This is a genomic window from Marivibrio sp. (assembly GCF_040218065.1).
In the GTDB taxonomy this organism is placed as follows: Bacteria; Pseudomonadota; Alphaproteobacteria; order UBA8366; family Aestuariispiraceae; genus Marivibrio.
Genome location: NZ_JAVJQE010000005.1, coordinates 528,092 through 543,776, shown reverse-complemented (window position 1 = coordinate 543,776; position 15,685 = coordinate 528,092). Strand labels below are relative to the sequence as shown.

Here is a 15,685-nt window from a genome sequence, read left to right as displayed (position 1 = left end):
CCCGGAAGTCCATCAGATCCGCCGCGACCGGCCCGCCAAGCGGCGCGCCCTCCGAAGCCGAGCCGACGCCGGCCGCCGAAACGCCCGCCTGCGCGGGCTCCACCGTCTGGGTCTTTCGCCAAAACATCTCCGCGCCCCTTTCGAGTATTCATGCGGTTCAATTGTTTGAAGTGAGCATGCCGTTTGGAGACGTTCACTCCGGTTTTGCGAGGTAATGATTCGCACGATCCTCTTAAAAATGGGTAAAGACCGTAAACATCATAAGGTATCAGAATTTTATATTATCATGATACAAAATATACATTGATGCACAATTTCGTATTAAATATTAAGTATCATGACGAAATTTGTGGTTAAGAATCTTTTTACACGTCTTCTCTTAATGTGTTCATCTTGTTACGCAAGCAACTCACCGGTGTGAAGGGATTTCTCGCGTGCCAGACGCCCCTGCTCTCCCTCCGTTCGGCGGATTGACCGAACCGCGGGTTCTGATCGTCGACGACCACTCCAGTGTGCGGATGGGCCTCAACAGCTGCGTTCGGGAGCTTTGGGTCAGGGCGTCCGTCACGGAGTGCGGCTCCTTCCAGGGGGCGCTCGAGGCGCTGGAACGCGTTCCCTACGATCTGGTCATCCTCGACCTCATGATGCCGAACGGCTCGCCCGAAGAGATGCAGCGCGTCGTGCGCGGCGCGGCCGGCGCGAAAGTTCTGGTGATGTCGATGGTCGAAGACGCGGAGGTGATCAAACGAACGTTGGCGCTCGGCGTCGCCGGATTTCTGCCCAAAAGCGCCTCGCTTGCGGCGACGCGTCTCGCCCTCGCGATGGTGATGGACGGCGAAACCTACGTCCCGGCGCAGATCCTATCGGGAGGGCGCGAAGCCTATGAGCGGACCGCGCGCCACGCCCCGTCGCCCGTTGCAGGCGGGCGCGCGGACAGGGCCGGATTGACCGCGATGCAGATGCGCGTGCTTCGAGAGATGAACACGGGCGCCAGCAACCAGATGATCGCGAACGCCCTTGATCTTGCGCTTCCGACCGTCAAGGCGCACGTCGCGGCCGTGATGCAGAAGTTGAAGGCCAAAAACCGCACTCAGGCGGTGCTGATCGCTCAGGAAGCGGGGCTTCTTCAGCTTGAAGTACCCGGCGTGTCGACGCAGTGATCGGCGCAACCTCTCACGCCTAGCGATGTCGGACCCCGAGCGAGAGGGATCGTGATTGGCTAGACACGAGCCCGAATTAGTCACCTTCTTCGCGCGCGCGCCCTCAGACAGAGGGGCCGCCTTTGCGGAGCGCGATCCAGACTTCCAAGCCGTCCTGGAGGCTGTCAGCGAAGACGACGCCGCACGCGCGCGCGCGCTCTTGCTTGAGTGCGCCGCAGGTCGAAAGCCGGCGGTCGACCTGACCCTTTCCCGCCGCGCGGGGGGTGAGCCGGGCTGGCGGCTTAAGGCGAAGCATGCGCCGGAGCTCGGCGGCTGCACCGTCGCCCTCGCGCGGGACCGCGGCGCGCCCGCGCAGAGCGTCGCCCAAGCGATCATCATGAGCGCGCCTTTCGAAATCAATCTGCGCGATCCGGAGCGCCGCTACGTTTTCATCAATCCGGTCTTCGAGCGCTTCTTCGACATGCCCGCCCGCGAAGCGCTCGGCCGGCGCAGCGACGAGGTTTTCGGAACCGAGGCCGGCGCGCGTTACGATGCCGACGTCGAGAAGACGATGCGGCATGGAGTCGTCAAGCATCTGGAACGCGGGCCGCACGGCGGTGCGGAGGAGTTCAGCGTCTTCACGGTCCGCTATCCGTGCGTCGACGCGACGGGCGGGCTTCTCGGCGTCGCCAGCATCAGCATCGACGTGACCGATCTTGACCGCGAGGCGCTCCGCTGGCGCGAGATGCTGGAGGCGACGCCCGACCCGGTGCTGGTCTGCGATGCGGCCGGCGAAATGCTTGCGGGCAATAGCGCCGCGATGGAATTGCTCGCCGCTGACGTCGATCGCGGAGCGAAGCGTCTGCGCGCCGCGCAAGATGCGTGGCGCGCCGTCAGCTGGCGCGATGAAGCCGGGACCGCGGTCAGGTTGCGCGAGCGCCTTCGGGCGGTCGCATCAGACGGGGGCGATGCGGCCGCCTCTCTGATCGTCCAAGCGCTTTTGCCGGCCGCCGGCGAGGCGGCCGCGTCGGCGCGCGCCCCCTGGTTTCAAGTGATCGTGCGCCCGATCGTGGGCTCGCGGTCCGACGGCTCGGGCGCTCTCGTGCTGCTGCAACGGTGCGAGGAGCTGCTCCGATTGAGGGAAGCCACGCGTCAAAGCGAGCGCTGGTATCGACTGCTCGCAGAGAACGTGGTCGACATGATCCTCCTGGTGTCGGCCGACCGACGGATTCGGTACGCCTCGCCCTCATTCAAGCGCGCCCTCGGCCTTTCGCCCTCCGACCTGCTCGACACGGCGGTCCTGCGGCTCCTCGACCCGAGCGTCCGTGAGGCGTTCGAGCGCCGCCTGCAACGTCTCATCGCGGGCGAGACGCCCGAGCGGGCGGAGTATCCGGTCCTCGACGCCGACGGCGAGCGGCGCCTTGTCGAATGCAACGCAACTCCCATCGTGAAAGGGGATTTCGGCGACGAAGCGGCGGTTGCGATGTGCTGGCGGGACATCACGTCGCGGCGCCAAGCCGAAGGCGAGCGTTACCTGCTGCAGCGAACCCTCGAAGGCATGACGCAGGCCGTGTGCCTTTTCGACGGTCGCAGCGGCGCGCCCGTGCAGTACAATCAAGCCTTCATCGACCTCTTGGGCGAGCCGCACGGCGGCTGTCAGGACTTCTGGCGGCGCCGGCTTTGGGATCCGACAGGGTCGGAATCAAGCGCGCTGTTGGAGGCGCTGGCCCTCGGCAAAGCGTTCGTCGGCGTGGTGATGGTGTCCGGCTCCGGCCCGCAGGCGCGCCGACCCGTGCGCGTCATCGTCGATTGGATCGACGATCCCGAAACCGGGACCAAGCGCCATATCGCCTGCCAATGCGTGGACTACAGCGCCGAGTACGCGCGCCTCGCCAGTTTGGAGGCGGCGTACGAGCGGCAACGATGCGCGCACACACGCCGGGAAGCGATGATACGAGCGCTCGGCCACGATCTGCGCCAGCCGGTGTTCGCGCTCGATCTGATAACCGGCGCCGCGGCGCCGATCCTCGAACGCGAGGCGCCGGAGATGGCGCTCGCGCAAAGGCGCGCGGTCGAATCGTTGAGAAAAATGCTCGGCGACCTCGCCGACGTCAGCCGGCTCTCCGGTCACGACGTCAAGCCGGCGCCGCGCTTCTTCGTCGTGCGCGAGCTCTTGGAGCGCGCCTTGCAAGAGTTCCTGCCGGTCGCCAACGAGGCCGGCGTCGCGATCCGAATCGCCGATCAGGCGAAGGCGGGTTCTCTCTACAGCGATCCCGACCTGGTGTTCCGGATCGTGCGCAATCTCTTGGCCAACGCGATCGATCATTCGGGCGGCCGCTTCGTCACCCTGGACGCCAGGCCTCACCGGTCGGGTTGGCGGATCGAAGTGTGCGACGACGGGCGCGGCGTGCCGCCCGACCTCGGCGCGCAAATCTTCGAGGCGTATGTCAGAAGACCCGGTCGGACCGCCGACGGCCTGGGGCTCGGCCTCTCGATCGTAAAAGGGCTCGCAGAGTTGCTTGGCGGTGAGGTCCGCTTGGAGGACGCGCAAGGCGGCGGCGCCCGTTTCATCGTCGACCTCCCCAATCTGGGCGAGACGCCGACGCACGAAAAGGCGGATCGGCGCGCCGACTGAGGCGGGGGCTTCCCAGGCGCTACATGCCGTAGGGCAGGATGTCGAAGCGTCGAACGCCGGCGTCGCGAACCTGCGCGAGCGCCTTGCCGTATTCGAGCAGGAGGGTCAGCGCGTAGTCGAGGCGGAAGCGGATATAGGCGTCGTCTTCAGAGGCCGGCTGATCGGGATCGTTCAGAACGTCCCGAACCCGGCGTACGATCACCTGCTCCGGCAAGTAGCAGATTTGGGTGTCCTTGTAACTGCTGAGGCGCAATTCCGTCGCGGGCGACGCGCCGCCCGAGCCGGAGGAGACGCCGACGATCACCGCCGGCCGATCGGCCAACTCATGCTCGGTGCAGTACAGGAAGAAGTTCTTGAGCGCCGGCGGCGCCATGCCGTTCCACTCCGGCGCGACGAGCACCAGACCGAGCGATTCGCGGATCTGAGGCCGGATCGGCGCCCAGGCGGCGTTCTGCGCCTCCTGCGCCTCGGGCGCGTCGCTCCACATCGGCAGGCTGGTTCGGGTGAAGTCGAGCACGTGGCAGCCGAGGTCCGCGCGCGCTTCCGCCAGTTTTCGCACGAAGCCGGTCACCTTGCTCGACTCGGCGTTCGGCCGCTGGCTGCCGTTTACGATCATCACATGAGGCATGGCGGGTTCCCTCTTTTTGGCCGCCGCGCGACCAGGCGGATCAAAGCAAGGCCGGCGCGATCGGCCCGAGGGCCGTCAGGCGCTCATTGTGGATGCGGTAGCGATGCGCCGTTCCGCTGCGCCCGAAGGTGACGAAGTCGAGCGGATAGGCGTCGGCGCGTCCGGGCAGGTCGAGCCAGGCGAGACCTTTCGAGAAATCGGCCTGATCGGGCGTGACGCAGAGCTTCTCGCCGGACTTGAAATCGCACAGCACCACCTCCGTGCGGTAATTGACCAAAACGAGGTAGCGTTCCGAGGCGTCCCAGATGAAGTCCTCGATCGTATTGCCGCAATCGGCGACATAGGGGCGCATCGCGCGGCTCTCCAAATCGAAGCGCCAGAGCTCTCCAGTGCGCACATAGATCAGCGTGTCGTTCCACCATTTCATGCGCTTGGGCCGGGATGTCTTGCGGGCGACGTGGAGCACATCCAGCGACTCCCCGTCGGCGATCACCAGATTGCCGCGCCGCTCTGCAAAGGCGAGGAGGTTGCGCGTCTCATGATAGGCGAGCGACCAGATCGGTTCGCGCAAACGGTCGTGATAGACGGCGACGATCTTGCCGTCCTCGGTGCGAAGCTTGCGCACCTCGCCGCGCTCCGTGCACACGAAGGCGGCCGTCTTGTCGGGATTGACGGCGATGTCGCGCAGTTCCTGGCCGATATCGACGAGCTGACGCACCCCGTGTTCGCCGACCTCCAGGACGCGGCCGTTCTTCTCCGCCAAGATCAGACCCGACGGCCCCATCGCCATGCGTTTGGTGAAAGAGGACGCGTCGGCGCCCCGTTTCTCCAACGCAGGGCGGAGCGCGACCTTGGCCGCCTTGGCGACCGGTTCGACGCCGTCAAGCGCCACCTCGCGAACGAGACCGCCCTCCCCGGCGAAGAACAGGCTGTCGCCCGCCCGCACGCTGGTCCAGACGGTGTTCGGCGTCTCCTTGATGCAGTCCAGGACGCGCTGGCTCGCAAGATCTACCTTGTAGAGTCCGCCATTGAAGCAATGGCCGATCAGGACGTTAGGATCGCGCTCCAACGTCTTCACCCAGCGCATCTTGTAAGGCGCGACCCAAGCGATGCGCGCGTAGTCGCAGCTCTCCGGATTGATTTCATAGACCGTTCCGTCGAAGCCGGCGACGAAGGCGCGCTTGGACGTGGAATTGTAGGTCACATGCTCCAGGTCGTCTCGGGTCAGGCGCAAACCGCGCAGCGGCGGCTTCCGGTCCTGGATGTCGAGGCGGATGACGTAGAGCTCGTCGCAGGCGATCAGATATTCGTCGTCCCCCAGCGGCTCGAACCAGTGCAAATTGAAGTCGCCGAGGGTCCAGCTGCGAAGCTCCTCGCCGTCGCGCGACAGCACGGCGTGACCGCCGGCGGCGCTGATCAGCGCGTCCCCGTCCTCGGTGTAGCGGACGGTCACCAGATCGATATCGCCGTGGAAGCGCGTGCAATGCCGCAGCGCGAACCGGTCGGCGTCGAAGTCCAGTTCCAGCACCCCGCCGCTGCCGCTGCGCGTTGCAAGGCGCCTGTCCGTCGGATGGAAGGTCAGCGCCTGACTGAGGGAATGGGTCGGGGACGCTGCGAAGGTGTCGTTGCGACAGGGCGTGTCGCGGAAGGTGAAGCGATCGAGTTGCGTCAGGGTCGGCGGCTCCGGGGTCGGATCGCCGGCGCCCGGACGCGTCATCAGGCTGACGCTGCGGTCCATCGACATGGCGGCGACGTAAGGCAGCCGCGGATGCGCCGCGATCGCCTCGATAGCGCCCGCATGAACGTGGCGGCGCGCCACGATCTCGAACGAGTCGATGTCGACGGCCAGGACGTCGCCGCCCATTGTTCCGGCGAACAGGATGCGCTCGTCCGGATCGACCGTGAAGGAGCCGATCTTCTGCGATGTCTGCATGGCACGCTTCTAGAGACCGGGGGCCGGGAAGCCCGAAAGGCTTCCCGGCTTTCGATCGCGGACGATTGACGCGAGATCAGATCACGGCGCGAACGCTGAAGCCGTGGTTGAGCAGCGTCGGGCCCGGCATACGGGCGGCCTCTTCGGCCGGCACGGTGACGACCTGTTCGTTGAACAGGGTTTGCATCACATAGCGGAATTCCGCGTCGTTAAGCTCAACGCCGAGACGGCCGCGGAACCCCTTCAGATGGGTGTGAAGCTCCTCAACCGCCTTCGCGCCCTCATCGGTCTTGAGACCGTTCAGCGCCTTCGACGCTTTGTCCAAATCGAGCATCATGTCAGTCTTCCCCCTAATCGTTGCGGATGCGGATCACCCGGCGTCGGCCGGATGTCGCGAACAGGCGCCGAGGCGAGGCCAAACCCGCTGACGGCCGCTCCCCACGCCCGCAAACCATATGGCGAATCGTAAAAGTTGTAAAGTTATTTAACTGCCCGTATAAAGGTGCAATAGGATTCTGTGGGGGCCGCTCGCAGGACGATCGCGACAGGGGGCGGCGGCAAAAAATGGACGCTACGCCTGCGGCCGATTGGGAAAGAACGGCGGCGCCGTTTGGGGACGCGTCCGGCGGCGAAGCGTCGCCCGGTCGGAAGTTGTGCGCCGCGACCCGCGCGGACCTGCTTCACCTGGCCGCCGCCGGCCGCAACGCCTGCCTGCTCTCCCTCGGCGTTGAAAGCGGCGTGTTCGTCCGACTGGCGCAGGGACCGGCTTCGCTCAGCGAACTCGCGGCGTCCCTGCGCTTGCCGGACCCGGCGGCGCGGGCGTTGCTCGGCGGGCTGGGGTCGATCGGGCTGGTCCAGCGACAGAACGAGCGCTACGCCGTGCCGGGGGATGTCGCGGCGATGTTGGGGGCCGGTCCATGCAGCGTTGCGCCGGAAATGCGGCTGCACGCCCGCGAACACGCCGTCTGGCTTCGCGCGGCGGCGATCCTCGCGGAACGCGAGGCCGCGCCGGACGCCTATCGCTTGGAGCTCATGCAAAGTCAGCTGGGTCGCTATCGCGGCATTGTGGCGATGAACCGAATCCTCGGCGCGGAGATCGCCGAGCGTCTGGCGCCGATCTTAAGCGGGCCGGCGCGGGTTCTGGACGTCGGCGGCGGCGACGGGGTGTTGGCGCGCCTGTTGTTGGACCGCTTTCCCGACATCTCGGTCGAGATCCTTGATCTGGAGGGCGGCATGGAGATGTGCCGCGGCGAGCGCGACCGATTGGAGAACGGTCGGCTGCGCCTCACCGTCGGAGACGCGCGCCGACTCTCGCCGGAGGGACGCTACGACCTGGTTCTGATCAACGAACTGCTGGAGCTTTTCCCGACGGCCGAAAAGCGCGCGATCGTCGAGAACGCCTGCGCCGCACTGGCGCCTGACGGACGGATCGCCGTGGTGAAATTCTCTCTCTCGCCGGACGGGACGCGCCCGGCCGGCGCGGCCCTCTTCGCTTTCCGCATGGCGATGAAATACCGCAACGCCTACCTCGAGAGCGACGCAGAGGCGGCGGAGATGCTGGCGGCGTGCGGGTGCGGCGCGCTCACGCTGCATGACTTGGCCGGGGTCAAGTCGATGCTCGTCGCCCGGCGCGGCCCGCCCAACGATCCCTTCCCCCCACACCCACGCGATGGAGAGAGCGAGCCCGTGACGTCATCCCCTGACCGGTCCGAGACCCAAATCACGCTGTGGCGCGAGTTGGTGTCGGTCGCGACCAGCTTTCGGCCGGCCGCCGTTCTGTTCGCGGCCGCCGAACTCGACCTGTTCTCGAAGATTCCGCAGGGGGGCTGCGATACGCCCGACGCTGCGCGGCGGCTCGCCCTTTCCGAGACGGCGGCCCGCGTTCTGCTGAACGCCTTGGCGGCGATCGGGCTGCTGGTCAAGACGGGCGAGCGCTACGCCGCGCCCGAGGACGTGCGCGCCCTGCTTGCCGATGGACCGCACAGCATTCTACCGGAGATCCTGGCCTATCGCCGGGAAAATGAGATCTGGCTGGAGCTGGCCGCTATGCTGCGCGATCCCGATGCGCGCCCCGAAGACGCGGGCCTGATGCAGGGGGAGCGGCTGCCCGGCTATCTGACGGCGGTGGAGCTCAGCAATCTGCCTTCGATCGACCGGTTGGTCGAGCGGCTGGGTCCGAAGCTCGCGGACGGGGCGCGGGTGCTCGATCTCGGCGGCGGGGCGGGCTCCTTTTCGACGCGGCTCATGGCGCGCGCGCCCTCCGTCGCGGTCACGCTGTTCGACCGCGCCGACGTGATCGATCGCAACGCCGCGCGATTGGCCGAAGCGATCGACAGCGGGCGTCTGTCGCTGGTCGCCGGCGACGCGCTGGCTTTCGAACTGCCGACGGCGTTCGACCTCGTTCTGATGAGCGATCTGCTGCATTACTTCGCGCCGGAGGACAAACGGCGCGTCCTGCGCAACGCCGCCGCAGCGCTGGCGCCGGGCGGGCTGCTTGCGGTGGCGAAATTCGCGCTGGGCGAAAGCGGGGTCGAGCCGCCGGCGGCGGCGCTCTTCTCATTGCGCCTCCATATCCAAGAGCCCAAGGCCTTTCTGGAGACGGACGAGGAATTGGCGGCCATGATGGCCGAACTCGGGCTCGAGGAGATATCGCACGAGTCGCTGGGGCCGGCGAAGACGTTGGCGACCGCGCGAAAACCCAGGTGAGCGAACGACCATGACGGCTTATCTCGAGCACATCCAATATGTCAGCCCCGATCTCGATCGGATGGTGGAGTTCTACTGCTCCGTGTTCGGCTGGCGGCTGCGCGGGCGCGGCGTCGAACAGGCGGCGGACCGCAGCTACGGCTGGGTCCATATAGGAACGGACGAGAGCTATGTCGCCTTTCGCACCCCCTATGACGGCGCGCGCTACAGCGAGGACATGGCGCAGCGCCAAACGCATTTCGGCGTCGTCGTCGACGATCTGGACGCGGTGGTGGCGCGGCTGAAAAGCCGGGGTTTTTCGGTGCGCCCGAAGGGCCGCCATCCGTTCCGCGAGCGCGTCTACACCCGCGATCCCGACGGCAACGAGATCGAGATCATCCGCTATCTGAGCGACAAGCCGAGCGAACGCAACGACTACGACCTGGACGGATGACAATGTCCGACGCCCCCCACGCCCAGCCGGCGGACGCCGCCGACGCCGCGCGCCAAACGCCCGACCATGAGGCGCTCTCGCAAGCGCTCCAGGATCTGATGGGCGATGCGGAAATCTGGCGGCCGCGCATCCTGATGTCGGCCGTCCGGCTCGACGTCTTCAGGGCGCTCGCCGAAGCACCCGCCGCGCCGGACGCGCTGGCCGCTCGGATCGGAGCGGACCCCGAGGGGACGGACCGGCTCCTGTGCGCCTTGAAGGAGATGGGATATGTCGAGGAGGGCGCGGATCGGCGTTTCGCCAACGCCTTCGTCTCCCGTCATTTTCTGGACCCGGCCTCGCCCTACTACGTCGGGTCGTGGTTTCTCTTGAACGACGCCGACTGGTCGGCTTGGGGCGGCCTCAGCGACGCGATCCGCACCGGCGCGCCGCCGACGGGCGGCGGGGTTTTCGCGGATCCTGAGCGCCTCGCCCCGTTGCTTCACGCCGCGCACGAGCGCGCGCGGTTGTTCCATCTCGGCGAGGCGCTGCAGGCTCTCGATCTCCGGGGCGCGGGATCGCTGCTTGATCTCGGCGGCGGGCTCGGAACCTATTCCCTCGCCTTTTGCGAGACCTATCCGGACCTCGTCTGCACGCTCTTCGATTTGCCGGCCGCGATCGATCTGGCCCGGGCCGAGATCGCGCGCCACCCCGTCCAAGACCGGATCCGACTGATCGCCGGCGACTTCACACGCGACGCCTTGGGCGGCCCCTACGACGTCGTCTTCATGAGCAATGTACTGCACGGCGAACCGCCCGAGTCCGCGCAAGCCCTGGTCGGCGCCGCGCGGCGGGCGCTGACGCCGCAGGGGCGGCTCGTCATCCGCGACTCGTTCCTGGAGGATGACGGCGTAAACGCCTTCAACGGCGCGATCTTCAGCTTGACCTTGATGATAGAAACCGAGGCCGGCCGCACCCATAAGCGAGCCGCCGTCAAGGATATGCTGGCCCGCGCGGGATTCGGCGCGATCGAAGAGCCGACACCGAAACTGATCGTGGCCCGCGCCGGCTGAAGGCGGCCCTCACGCCCCCCAGCCCGGAACCACGTAGCCGACATCGACGCCGATGTGGGAATAGACTTCGATGACGTGCTCGTCGGGATCGGCGAAATAGAGCACGGTGCGCACGCCGTCCGGGGTGACGTAGGTCTCCGCGCGACCGGTCGGCTGCGGGCCGACCACTTGAGGAACGCCGAGCGACTCGAGCTTGCGGGCGAAGGCGTGAACGCCCTCGGCGCTGGTCTCGACGCCGAAATGGAACTTCGGATGCACGGCGAGCGGCGGCGCCTCCTCAAGGAAGAAGTCGAAGCCGCCGACGTTCAGGATCACCTTGCGCTCGTTCAGATGGCGGACATAGGCGAAGCCCAGTTTGCGCACATAGAAGTCGAGCGACCTTTCGATGTCGCCGACCGGCAGGTTGAGGTGCTTGAGAGTCATTCCGGCGTCCATCGCTCGCCCTTTCGTCGCTTGACCGATCGCACCCGGCGCCGCCTTACATCGCCGTCGGAATCTCGAAGACCAGCCCGTCGTAGGACGCGGCTAGGAAACGCTTGAGACCCGCGTCGTAGCAAAGCGACGAGATCCCGGCCGTCGTGGGGCGTCGGATCGCCGCCCACCGCCGTCGTCCGGCGTCGTAGAGAGCCACCTTGCCGTCGTAGGCCCCGCACGCGACCCAGCGCCCGTCCGCGGACGCGGCGACGCACTTGACCGAATGATCGTGCGGCGTGGGGATCGCCTCGACATCGGCGCCGCGCCAAAGCCGCAACACGCGATCGCGGCTGACGCTGGCGAAGCGGCCGTCCGGCAAAGCGGTGCAGCCGTTGGCGATCCGGTCGTGCGCCCGCTCGATCCGTGCGCATTCGCCGAGATCTTCTATCGCGAACCAGGCGGCCCCCGCGTCGGCGCTGACCGTGAACAGGCGGTCGGCGGAGGCGGCGACCGACTTCACCGCATTGGCGTGGCACGCCAACGTCGCGACCAAGCGGAGCGCGCCCCCCTCGCCCGCGGCGAAGACCAACCCTTCGCCGGTGTAGGCGCCGACGATCAGATGCGAAACGCCGGCGCGCGTGAAGGCGGTCGCGCAATTCAACGGAGACGAATGCTGATGCAGCACCGCGCCGGTGCGCGCATCCATCACGGCGCCCATCTGACCGCCGGTGACGATCCGACCCGCAAAGGGTGTGAGGAAATTGCACAGGCTGCCGACCTCGCCGGCCGGTCGACCGTCGATTTTCAGCACGCCGGCGTCGCCGATGGTCAGGCGCTGGTCGGCGTGAACGGCCACGGCGTTGATCCCGTCGGTCGGCCCGACCCCGTCGAGATCCCATCGGTTCGCCGCGACGTCGTAGACGGCGTAGCTCGACCCGAACGTGGCGAAGACGAGGGCGCCGCCGTTCAGAAACGCGCAGGATCGGGCCCACACCGCCGCCGGCAGCGTAGCGCTTGCGACCGGCGTCAAGCCGCCGTCCGGATCGTCCGCCGCCGCGCCGCCGGGCGACCAGATGCGCATGGTCCGATCGTAGCTTAGGCTGACGAGCAGATTCTCGCGCGGCTCATAGACCAGCCGCTTGACGCCGGCGGCGTGCGCGGCGACACGGCGGCGCCGGCCGCCGCGAATGACGAGGATCGCCCCTTCGTCGTTGCCCGCATAAATCGCGCCGGCGCCGTCGATCGCGACGGTGTCGGTCTCAACCCCGCCGAGATCGATATCCTCCAGAAGCGCCGCGTCGGCGAGCGACCAGCGCTTGATCGTCCCGTCGTCGCTGGAGCTCACGAGCGCCGCGCCGTCGCTCGACCAGGCGAGCGAGATCACGTCGGCGGCGTGGCCCGCAAGCGTGGCCTGCAGCCCCCCCGAAAGGTCGAACAGGCGGACCGCATGATCGCGCGAGGCTGTGGCGACCAGCGGGGCGCTGGGATGGAACGCCGCCATCTCGACGTCGTCGTCATGATCGGCGAGCACCGCCAGCAGTTTGAGGTCGGGCACCGACCAGAGCCGCGCGGTGTAATCGCTGCTGGCGCTCACCAGTCGGCTGCCGTCCGGGCTGAAGGCGATCTGGTTGGCGAGATGGTCGTGGCAGCCGCGCCCCAACGCCGTTCTGCTGGCCGCGTCCCACAGGACGACCTGATTGTCGTAACCGGCGGTCGCGACAAGGCGCCCGCCATGGGCGGCCACGCCGCTGATCGGCGAGCGATGCGCGATCATCCGGCCTCCCCCTTCAGCGCGCAAAGCTCGGGGAGATGATGGCCGCGCGCCGCCTTGGCCTCCAGATAGCTCCGGTTGTCAGGCGTGAGGAAGGCGCCGGTCGGGATCTGCGCAACCACCTCGATGCCCGACTGCTCGAGTTGCCGGCGCTTCTCAGGATTGTTCGACAGCAACGCGATGCGGACGATGTCCAGCGCCTGGAGCATCTCGGCCGCAACGCCGTAGGTGCGCTCGTCCTCGCCGTGCCCGAGGGCGCGGTTGGCGGCGAAGGTGTCCATGCCGCCGCTCTGCAGCAGGTAGGCGTCGAGCTTCTCGTAAAGGCCGATGCCGCGCCCTTCCTGGCGTAAATAGAGCAACGTGCCGCCGGCCTCAGCGAGGCGGCCGATCGCTTCGCCGAGCTGGCGCCCGCAGTCGCAGCGCGTGGAGCCGAAAACGTCGCCCGTGACGCATTCGGAATGCAGCCGGACGGTCGGCGGTCGGCCGGGCTCGGCGCTCGCGGGGCGGTCGAACTGGATCGCGAAGTGCTCGCGCCCGTCGGCCAGTCCGGTGAAGCTGACGAAGCGCGCCGGCGCGGTCTGGCCGTTGGCGAGCGCGAGCGGTATGGGTACGCGCGCACGCACGCTCGGCCGTCGGCGCGTTTTGGCGGCGCCGGCTTGGTCGGCGTGGTCGGCTTGGCCGGCTTGGCCGCCTTGTCTGGCGTCGGTCTTTCCGACTGCTCGCTGCGTCATCGCTCGCCCCCCGATCCACGCCGCGCGTGCGGCCCTGCGCGCGGCGTCCGAACTCAAGAGTGACATACACGAGTTGCGTGCGTCGAGCCTTTCTATCCTCTATGAGTTGATTCTCCGTCTCGCAACCGCTCAAAGGGCGACGTACGGTTCGAGGCTCAGCCCTGTCCGTAAGTCGCACCGACGATCCGGCCCCTGCCTCGACCGGTGCGATCTCGATCCCGGAATTCGTCGGACGCTCAATGGATGGGACGCGCCGAACGCGGGCGCCGTTGCCGAAAGACCGAGCCCGCCCCAAATAACGCAGCGTCGCCGCATCGATCGAGCGACCCGGCGTGGATCAGGAGCGAGGACGGACGATGGACGTGGGCAAGTTGATGGAAAGCGTTCTGGGCGGCGGATCCGGCGCAGGCGGCGAGAAGTCCGGCGGCGGCGGGCTCGCGGGTCTCGCCTCCAACATTCCCGGCGGATTGGCGGGCGGAGCCGCGGCCGGCGGCCTGGTGGCGCTCATGTTGGGCAACAAGAAGGCGCGTAAGATGGGCGGCAAGGTGCTGACGTACGGCGGGATGGCGGCCGCCGCGGCGCTCGCCTACAAGGCCTACACCCATTATCGCGACGACCGTCAGGCGCCCCGCGCCGCGCCCTCGGCGCAGCCGGCCCAGGCCGCCGCCGCGCCGTTGCCCGACCCGGCCTTCGACCCGGCCCAGGCGCGCGACGCGCAGGGCGGCGACGTCCGACTGTTGCTGTTGCGCGCGATGATCATGGCGGCCAAGGCTGACGGCCATATCGACGCCAAAGAGCATGAGACGATCCGCGGCGAGATCGAGCGGCTTTCGCTGGGCGCCGAGGAGAAGGCCTATCTCTTCGACCTGATGGGCCGACCGGCGGATCCGCTGACGCTCGCCCGCGACGCGCGCGACGAGGCGCAGGCGAGCGAGATCTATCTGATTTCGTTGCTCGCGGTCGACGTCGACACGCCGGAGGAGCGCCGCTATCTGGAGCGCCTCGGCGACGCGCTGCGCCTGCCCGACGGCCTGCGGCAGGAGTTGAGCCGCCAAGCCGATCAAGCGAAGGCGGCGGCGGCGTGAGGCGGGCGGCGCATCCTCTCGCCTTCGTCGCGGCGTTGATCCTGCCGCTCGCCCCGGCGGCCGTCCCTCAGATCTCTCAGGCCCAGGCGCTGGAGGAGGAGACGCAGCTCGCCTACCTGACGGTCGAGACTCATGCGGACGGGCTCATGCACCCGTGGGGTCTCGCCTTCCTTCCCGACGGCGCGCTGCTGGTCACGGAGCGGCCGGGGCGGTTGCGTCTCGTCGAGCCGAACGGCGCGGTCTCCGACCCCGTTTCCGGCCTGCCCGAGATCGAGCCCGTGGGCCAGGGCGGGCTGTTGGATGTGGCGCTGGACCCTGACTACGCACAGACCGGGCGCATCTTCTTCTCCTTCAGCGAAGGCGGCGCCCGCGGAACCGCCGGCACGGCGGTCGCGAGCGGAGTCCTGGACCGGGCCGCCGGCGCGTTGAGCGACGTCCAGATCCTGTTCCGCCAGGAGCCGAAGACGCACGGCGGCCGCCACTTCGGCTCGCGCCTCGTCTTCGGCCGGGACAAGACGCTGTTCGTCACCCTCGGCGATCGGGGAGAGCGCGAGCGCGCGCAAGATTTCACCATCAACCGCGGCCAGGTGATCCGCATCAACCGCGACGGAACGATCCCGGCGGACAATCCCTTCGTCGGCGTCGAGGGCCGCCGGCCGGAGGTCTGGTCCTACGGCCACCGCAACCCGCAAGGCGCGGCGCTCCATCCCAACAGCGGCGCGCTGTGGCTCAACGAACACGGCGCCCAGGGCGGCGACGAAGTGAATATCCCCGAAGCCGGGAAGAATTACGGCTGGGCGCGCGTTCACTACGGTGAAGACTACGGCGGCGGTCAGTTCGGCGAAGGCACCAAGGCCCCCGGCATGGAGCAGCCGGTGTGGTATTGGACGCCCTCGATCGCGCCGTCCGGCATGGCCTTCTACACCGACGACGCCGTCCCGGCCTGGACCGGCGACGTCTTCGTCGGCGCGCTGAAATACCGGCTGCTGGTGCGCCTCGACGTCGAGAACGGCCGCATCATCCATGAGGAGCGGATGCTGGAGGAGTTGGGCGAGCGCCTGCGCGCGATCGAACAAGGACCGGACGGGGCGCTCTATCTTCTGACCGACGCGCGCGACGGCCGTGTGCTGCGCGTGACGCCGCGCGCCAAACGACGCTGAG

Annotated in this window: 13 protein-coding genes; 7 read left to right on the top strand and 6 right to left on the bottom strand. The window is 67.6% G+C overall.

Features of this window, described 5'->3' with window-relative positions; all coding sequences use genetic code 11:
- The first annotated feature begins 434 nt into the window (after positions 1-434).
- Together RIB45_RS04780 and RIB45_RS04775 are read left to right on the top strand one after the other, a co-directional pair.
- Entirely contained in the window at positions 435-1,160 is a 726-nt protein-coding gene (locus tag RIB45_RS04780) for a LuxR C-terminal-related transcriptional regulator (RefSeq protein WP_350049082.1), read from the top strand.
- Between the two features lie 55 nt (positions 1,161-1,215).
- Positions 1,216-3,774 (top strand): sensor histidine kinase, encoded by a 2,559-nt coding sequence (locus tag RIB45_RS04775; protein WP_350049081.1) that lies wholly within the window; start codon positions 1,216-1,218, stop codon positions 3,772-3,774.
- A 19-nt stretch (positions 3,775-3,793) separates the two neighbouring features.
- Here RIB45_RS04775 and RIB45_RS04770 read toward each other — a convergent pair whose 3' ends face one another.
- From RIB45_RS04770 to RIB45_RS04760, 3 genes are all read right to left on the bottom strand, one after another.
- Positions 3,794-4,402: an NAD(P)H-dependent oxidoreductase gene (locus RIB45_RS04770; protein ID WP_350049080.1), complete on the bottom strand. Its 609-nt coding sequence runs from the start codon at positions 4,400-4,402 to the stop codon at positions 3,794-3,796.
- A 40-nt stretch (positions 4,403-4,442) separates the two neighbouring features.
- Positions 4,443-6,335: a WD40 repeat domain-containing protein gene (locus RIB45_RS04765; RefSeq protein WP_350049079.1), complete on the bottom strand. Its 1,893-nt coding sequence runs from the start codon at positions 6,333-6,335 to the stop codon at positions 4,443-4,445.
- A 76-nt stretch (positions 6,336-6,411) separates the two neighbouring features.
- Entirely contained in the window at positions 6,412-6,672 is a 261-nt protein-coding gene (locus tag RIB45_RS04760) for a hypothetical protein (protein ID WP_350049078.1), read from the bottom strand.
- Between the two features lie 227 nt (positions 6,673-6,899).
- Between RIB45_RS04760 and RIB45_RS04755 the strand changes: the two genes are divergently transcribed.
- The 3 genes from RIB45_RS04755 to RIB45_RS04745 are packed head-to-tail and all read left to right on the top strand — an operon-like array spanning position 6,900 to position 10,523.
- On the top strand, positions 6,900-9,041 hold the full coding sequence (locus RIB45_RS04755; protein ID WP_350049077.1) for a methyltransferase: 2,142 nt from the start codon (positions 6,900-6,902) through the stop codon (positions 9,039-9,041).
- Between the two features lie 10 nt (positions 9,042-9,051).
- Positions 9,052-9,474 carry a VOC family protein gene (locus RIB45_RS04750; RefSeq protein ID WP_350049076.1) on the top strand — a complete coding sequence of 141 codons (423 nt, stop codon included), beginning with the start codon at positions 9,052-9,054 and terminating at the stop codon, positions 9,472-9,474.
- A gap of 2 nt (positions 9,475-9,476) precedes the next feature.
- A complete protein-coding gene (locus RIB45_RS04745; RefSeq protein ID WP_350049075.1) occupies positions 9,477-10,523 on the top strand; it encodes a class I SAM-dependent methyltransferase in 1,047 nt (348 codons plus the stop codon).
- Positions 10,524-10,532: 9 nt separating this feature from the next.
- Here RIB45_RS04745 and RIB45_RS04740 read toward each other — a convergent pair whose 3' ends face one another.
- From RIB45_RS04740 to ribA, 3 genes are read right to left on the bottom strand one after another with little or no spacing between them, the layout of a single operon-like run.
- On the bottom strand, positions 10,533-10,946 hold the full coding sequence (locus tag RIB45_RS04740; protein WP_350049074.1) for a VOC family protein: 414 nt from the start codon (positions 10,944-10,946) through the stop codon (positions 10,533-10,535).
- 55 nt (positions 10,947-11,001) lie between these two features.
- Positions 11,002-12,711: a WD40 repeat domain-containing protein gene (locus tag RIB45_RS04735; protein ID WP_350049073.1), complete on the bottom strand. Its 1,710-nt coding sequence runs from the start codon at positions 12,709-12,711 to the stop codon at positions 11,002-11,004.
- Positions 12,708-13,439 (bottom strand): GTP cyclohydrolase II RibA, encoded by a 732-nt coding sequence (gene ribA / locus RIB45_RS04730; RefSeq protein WP_350049072.1) that lies wholly within the window; start codon positions 13,437-13,439, stop codon positions 12,708-12,710. Before ribA ends, RIB45_RS04735 begins: the two co-directional genes overlap by 4 nt.
- A 332-nt stretch (positions 13,440-13,771) precedes the next feature.
- Here ribA and RIB45_RS04725 point away from each other — a divergent pair, with 332 nt between their 5' ends.
- Together RIB45_RS04725 and RIB45_RS04720 are read left to right on the top strand one after the other, a co-directional pair.
- Positions 13,772-14,524: a tellurite resistance TerB family protein gene (locus tag RIB45_RS04725; RefSeq protein ID WP_350049071.1), complete on the top strand. Its 753-nt coding sequence runs from the start codon at positions 13,772-13,774 to the stop codon at positions 14,522-14,524.
- Positions 14,521-15,684 carry a PQQ-dependent sugar dehydrogenase gene (locus RIB45_RS04720; RefSeq protein WP_350049070.1) on the top strand — a complete coding sequence of 388 codons (1,164 nt, stop codon included), beginning with the start codon at positions 14,521-14,523 and terminating at the stop codon, positions 15,682-15,684. The genes RIB45_RS04725 and RIB45_RS04720 overlap by 4 nt, the downstream gene beginning before the upstream one ends.
- Position 15,685 lies beyond the last annotated feature (1 nt).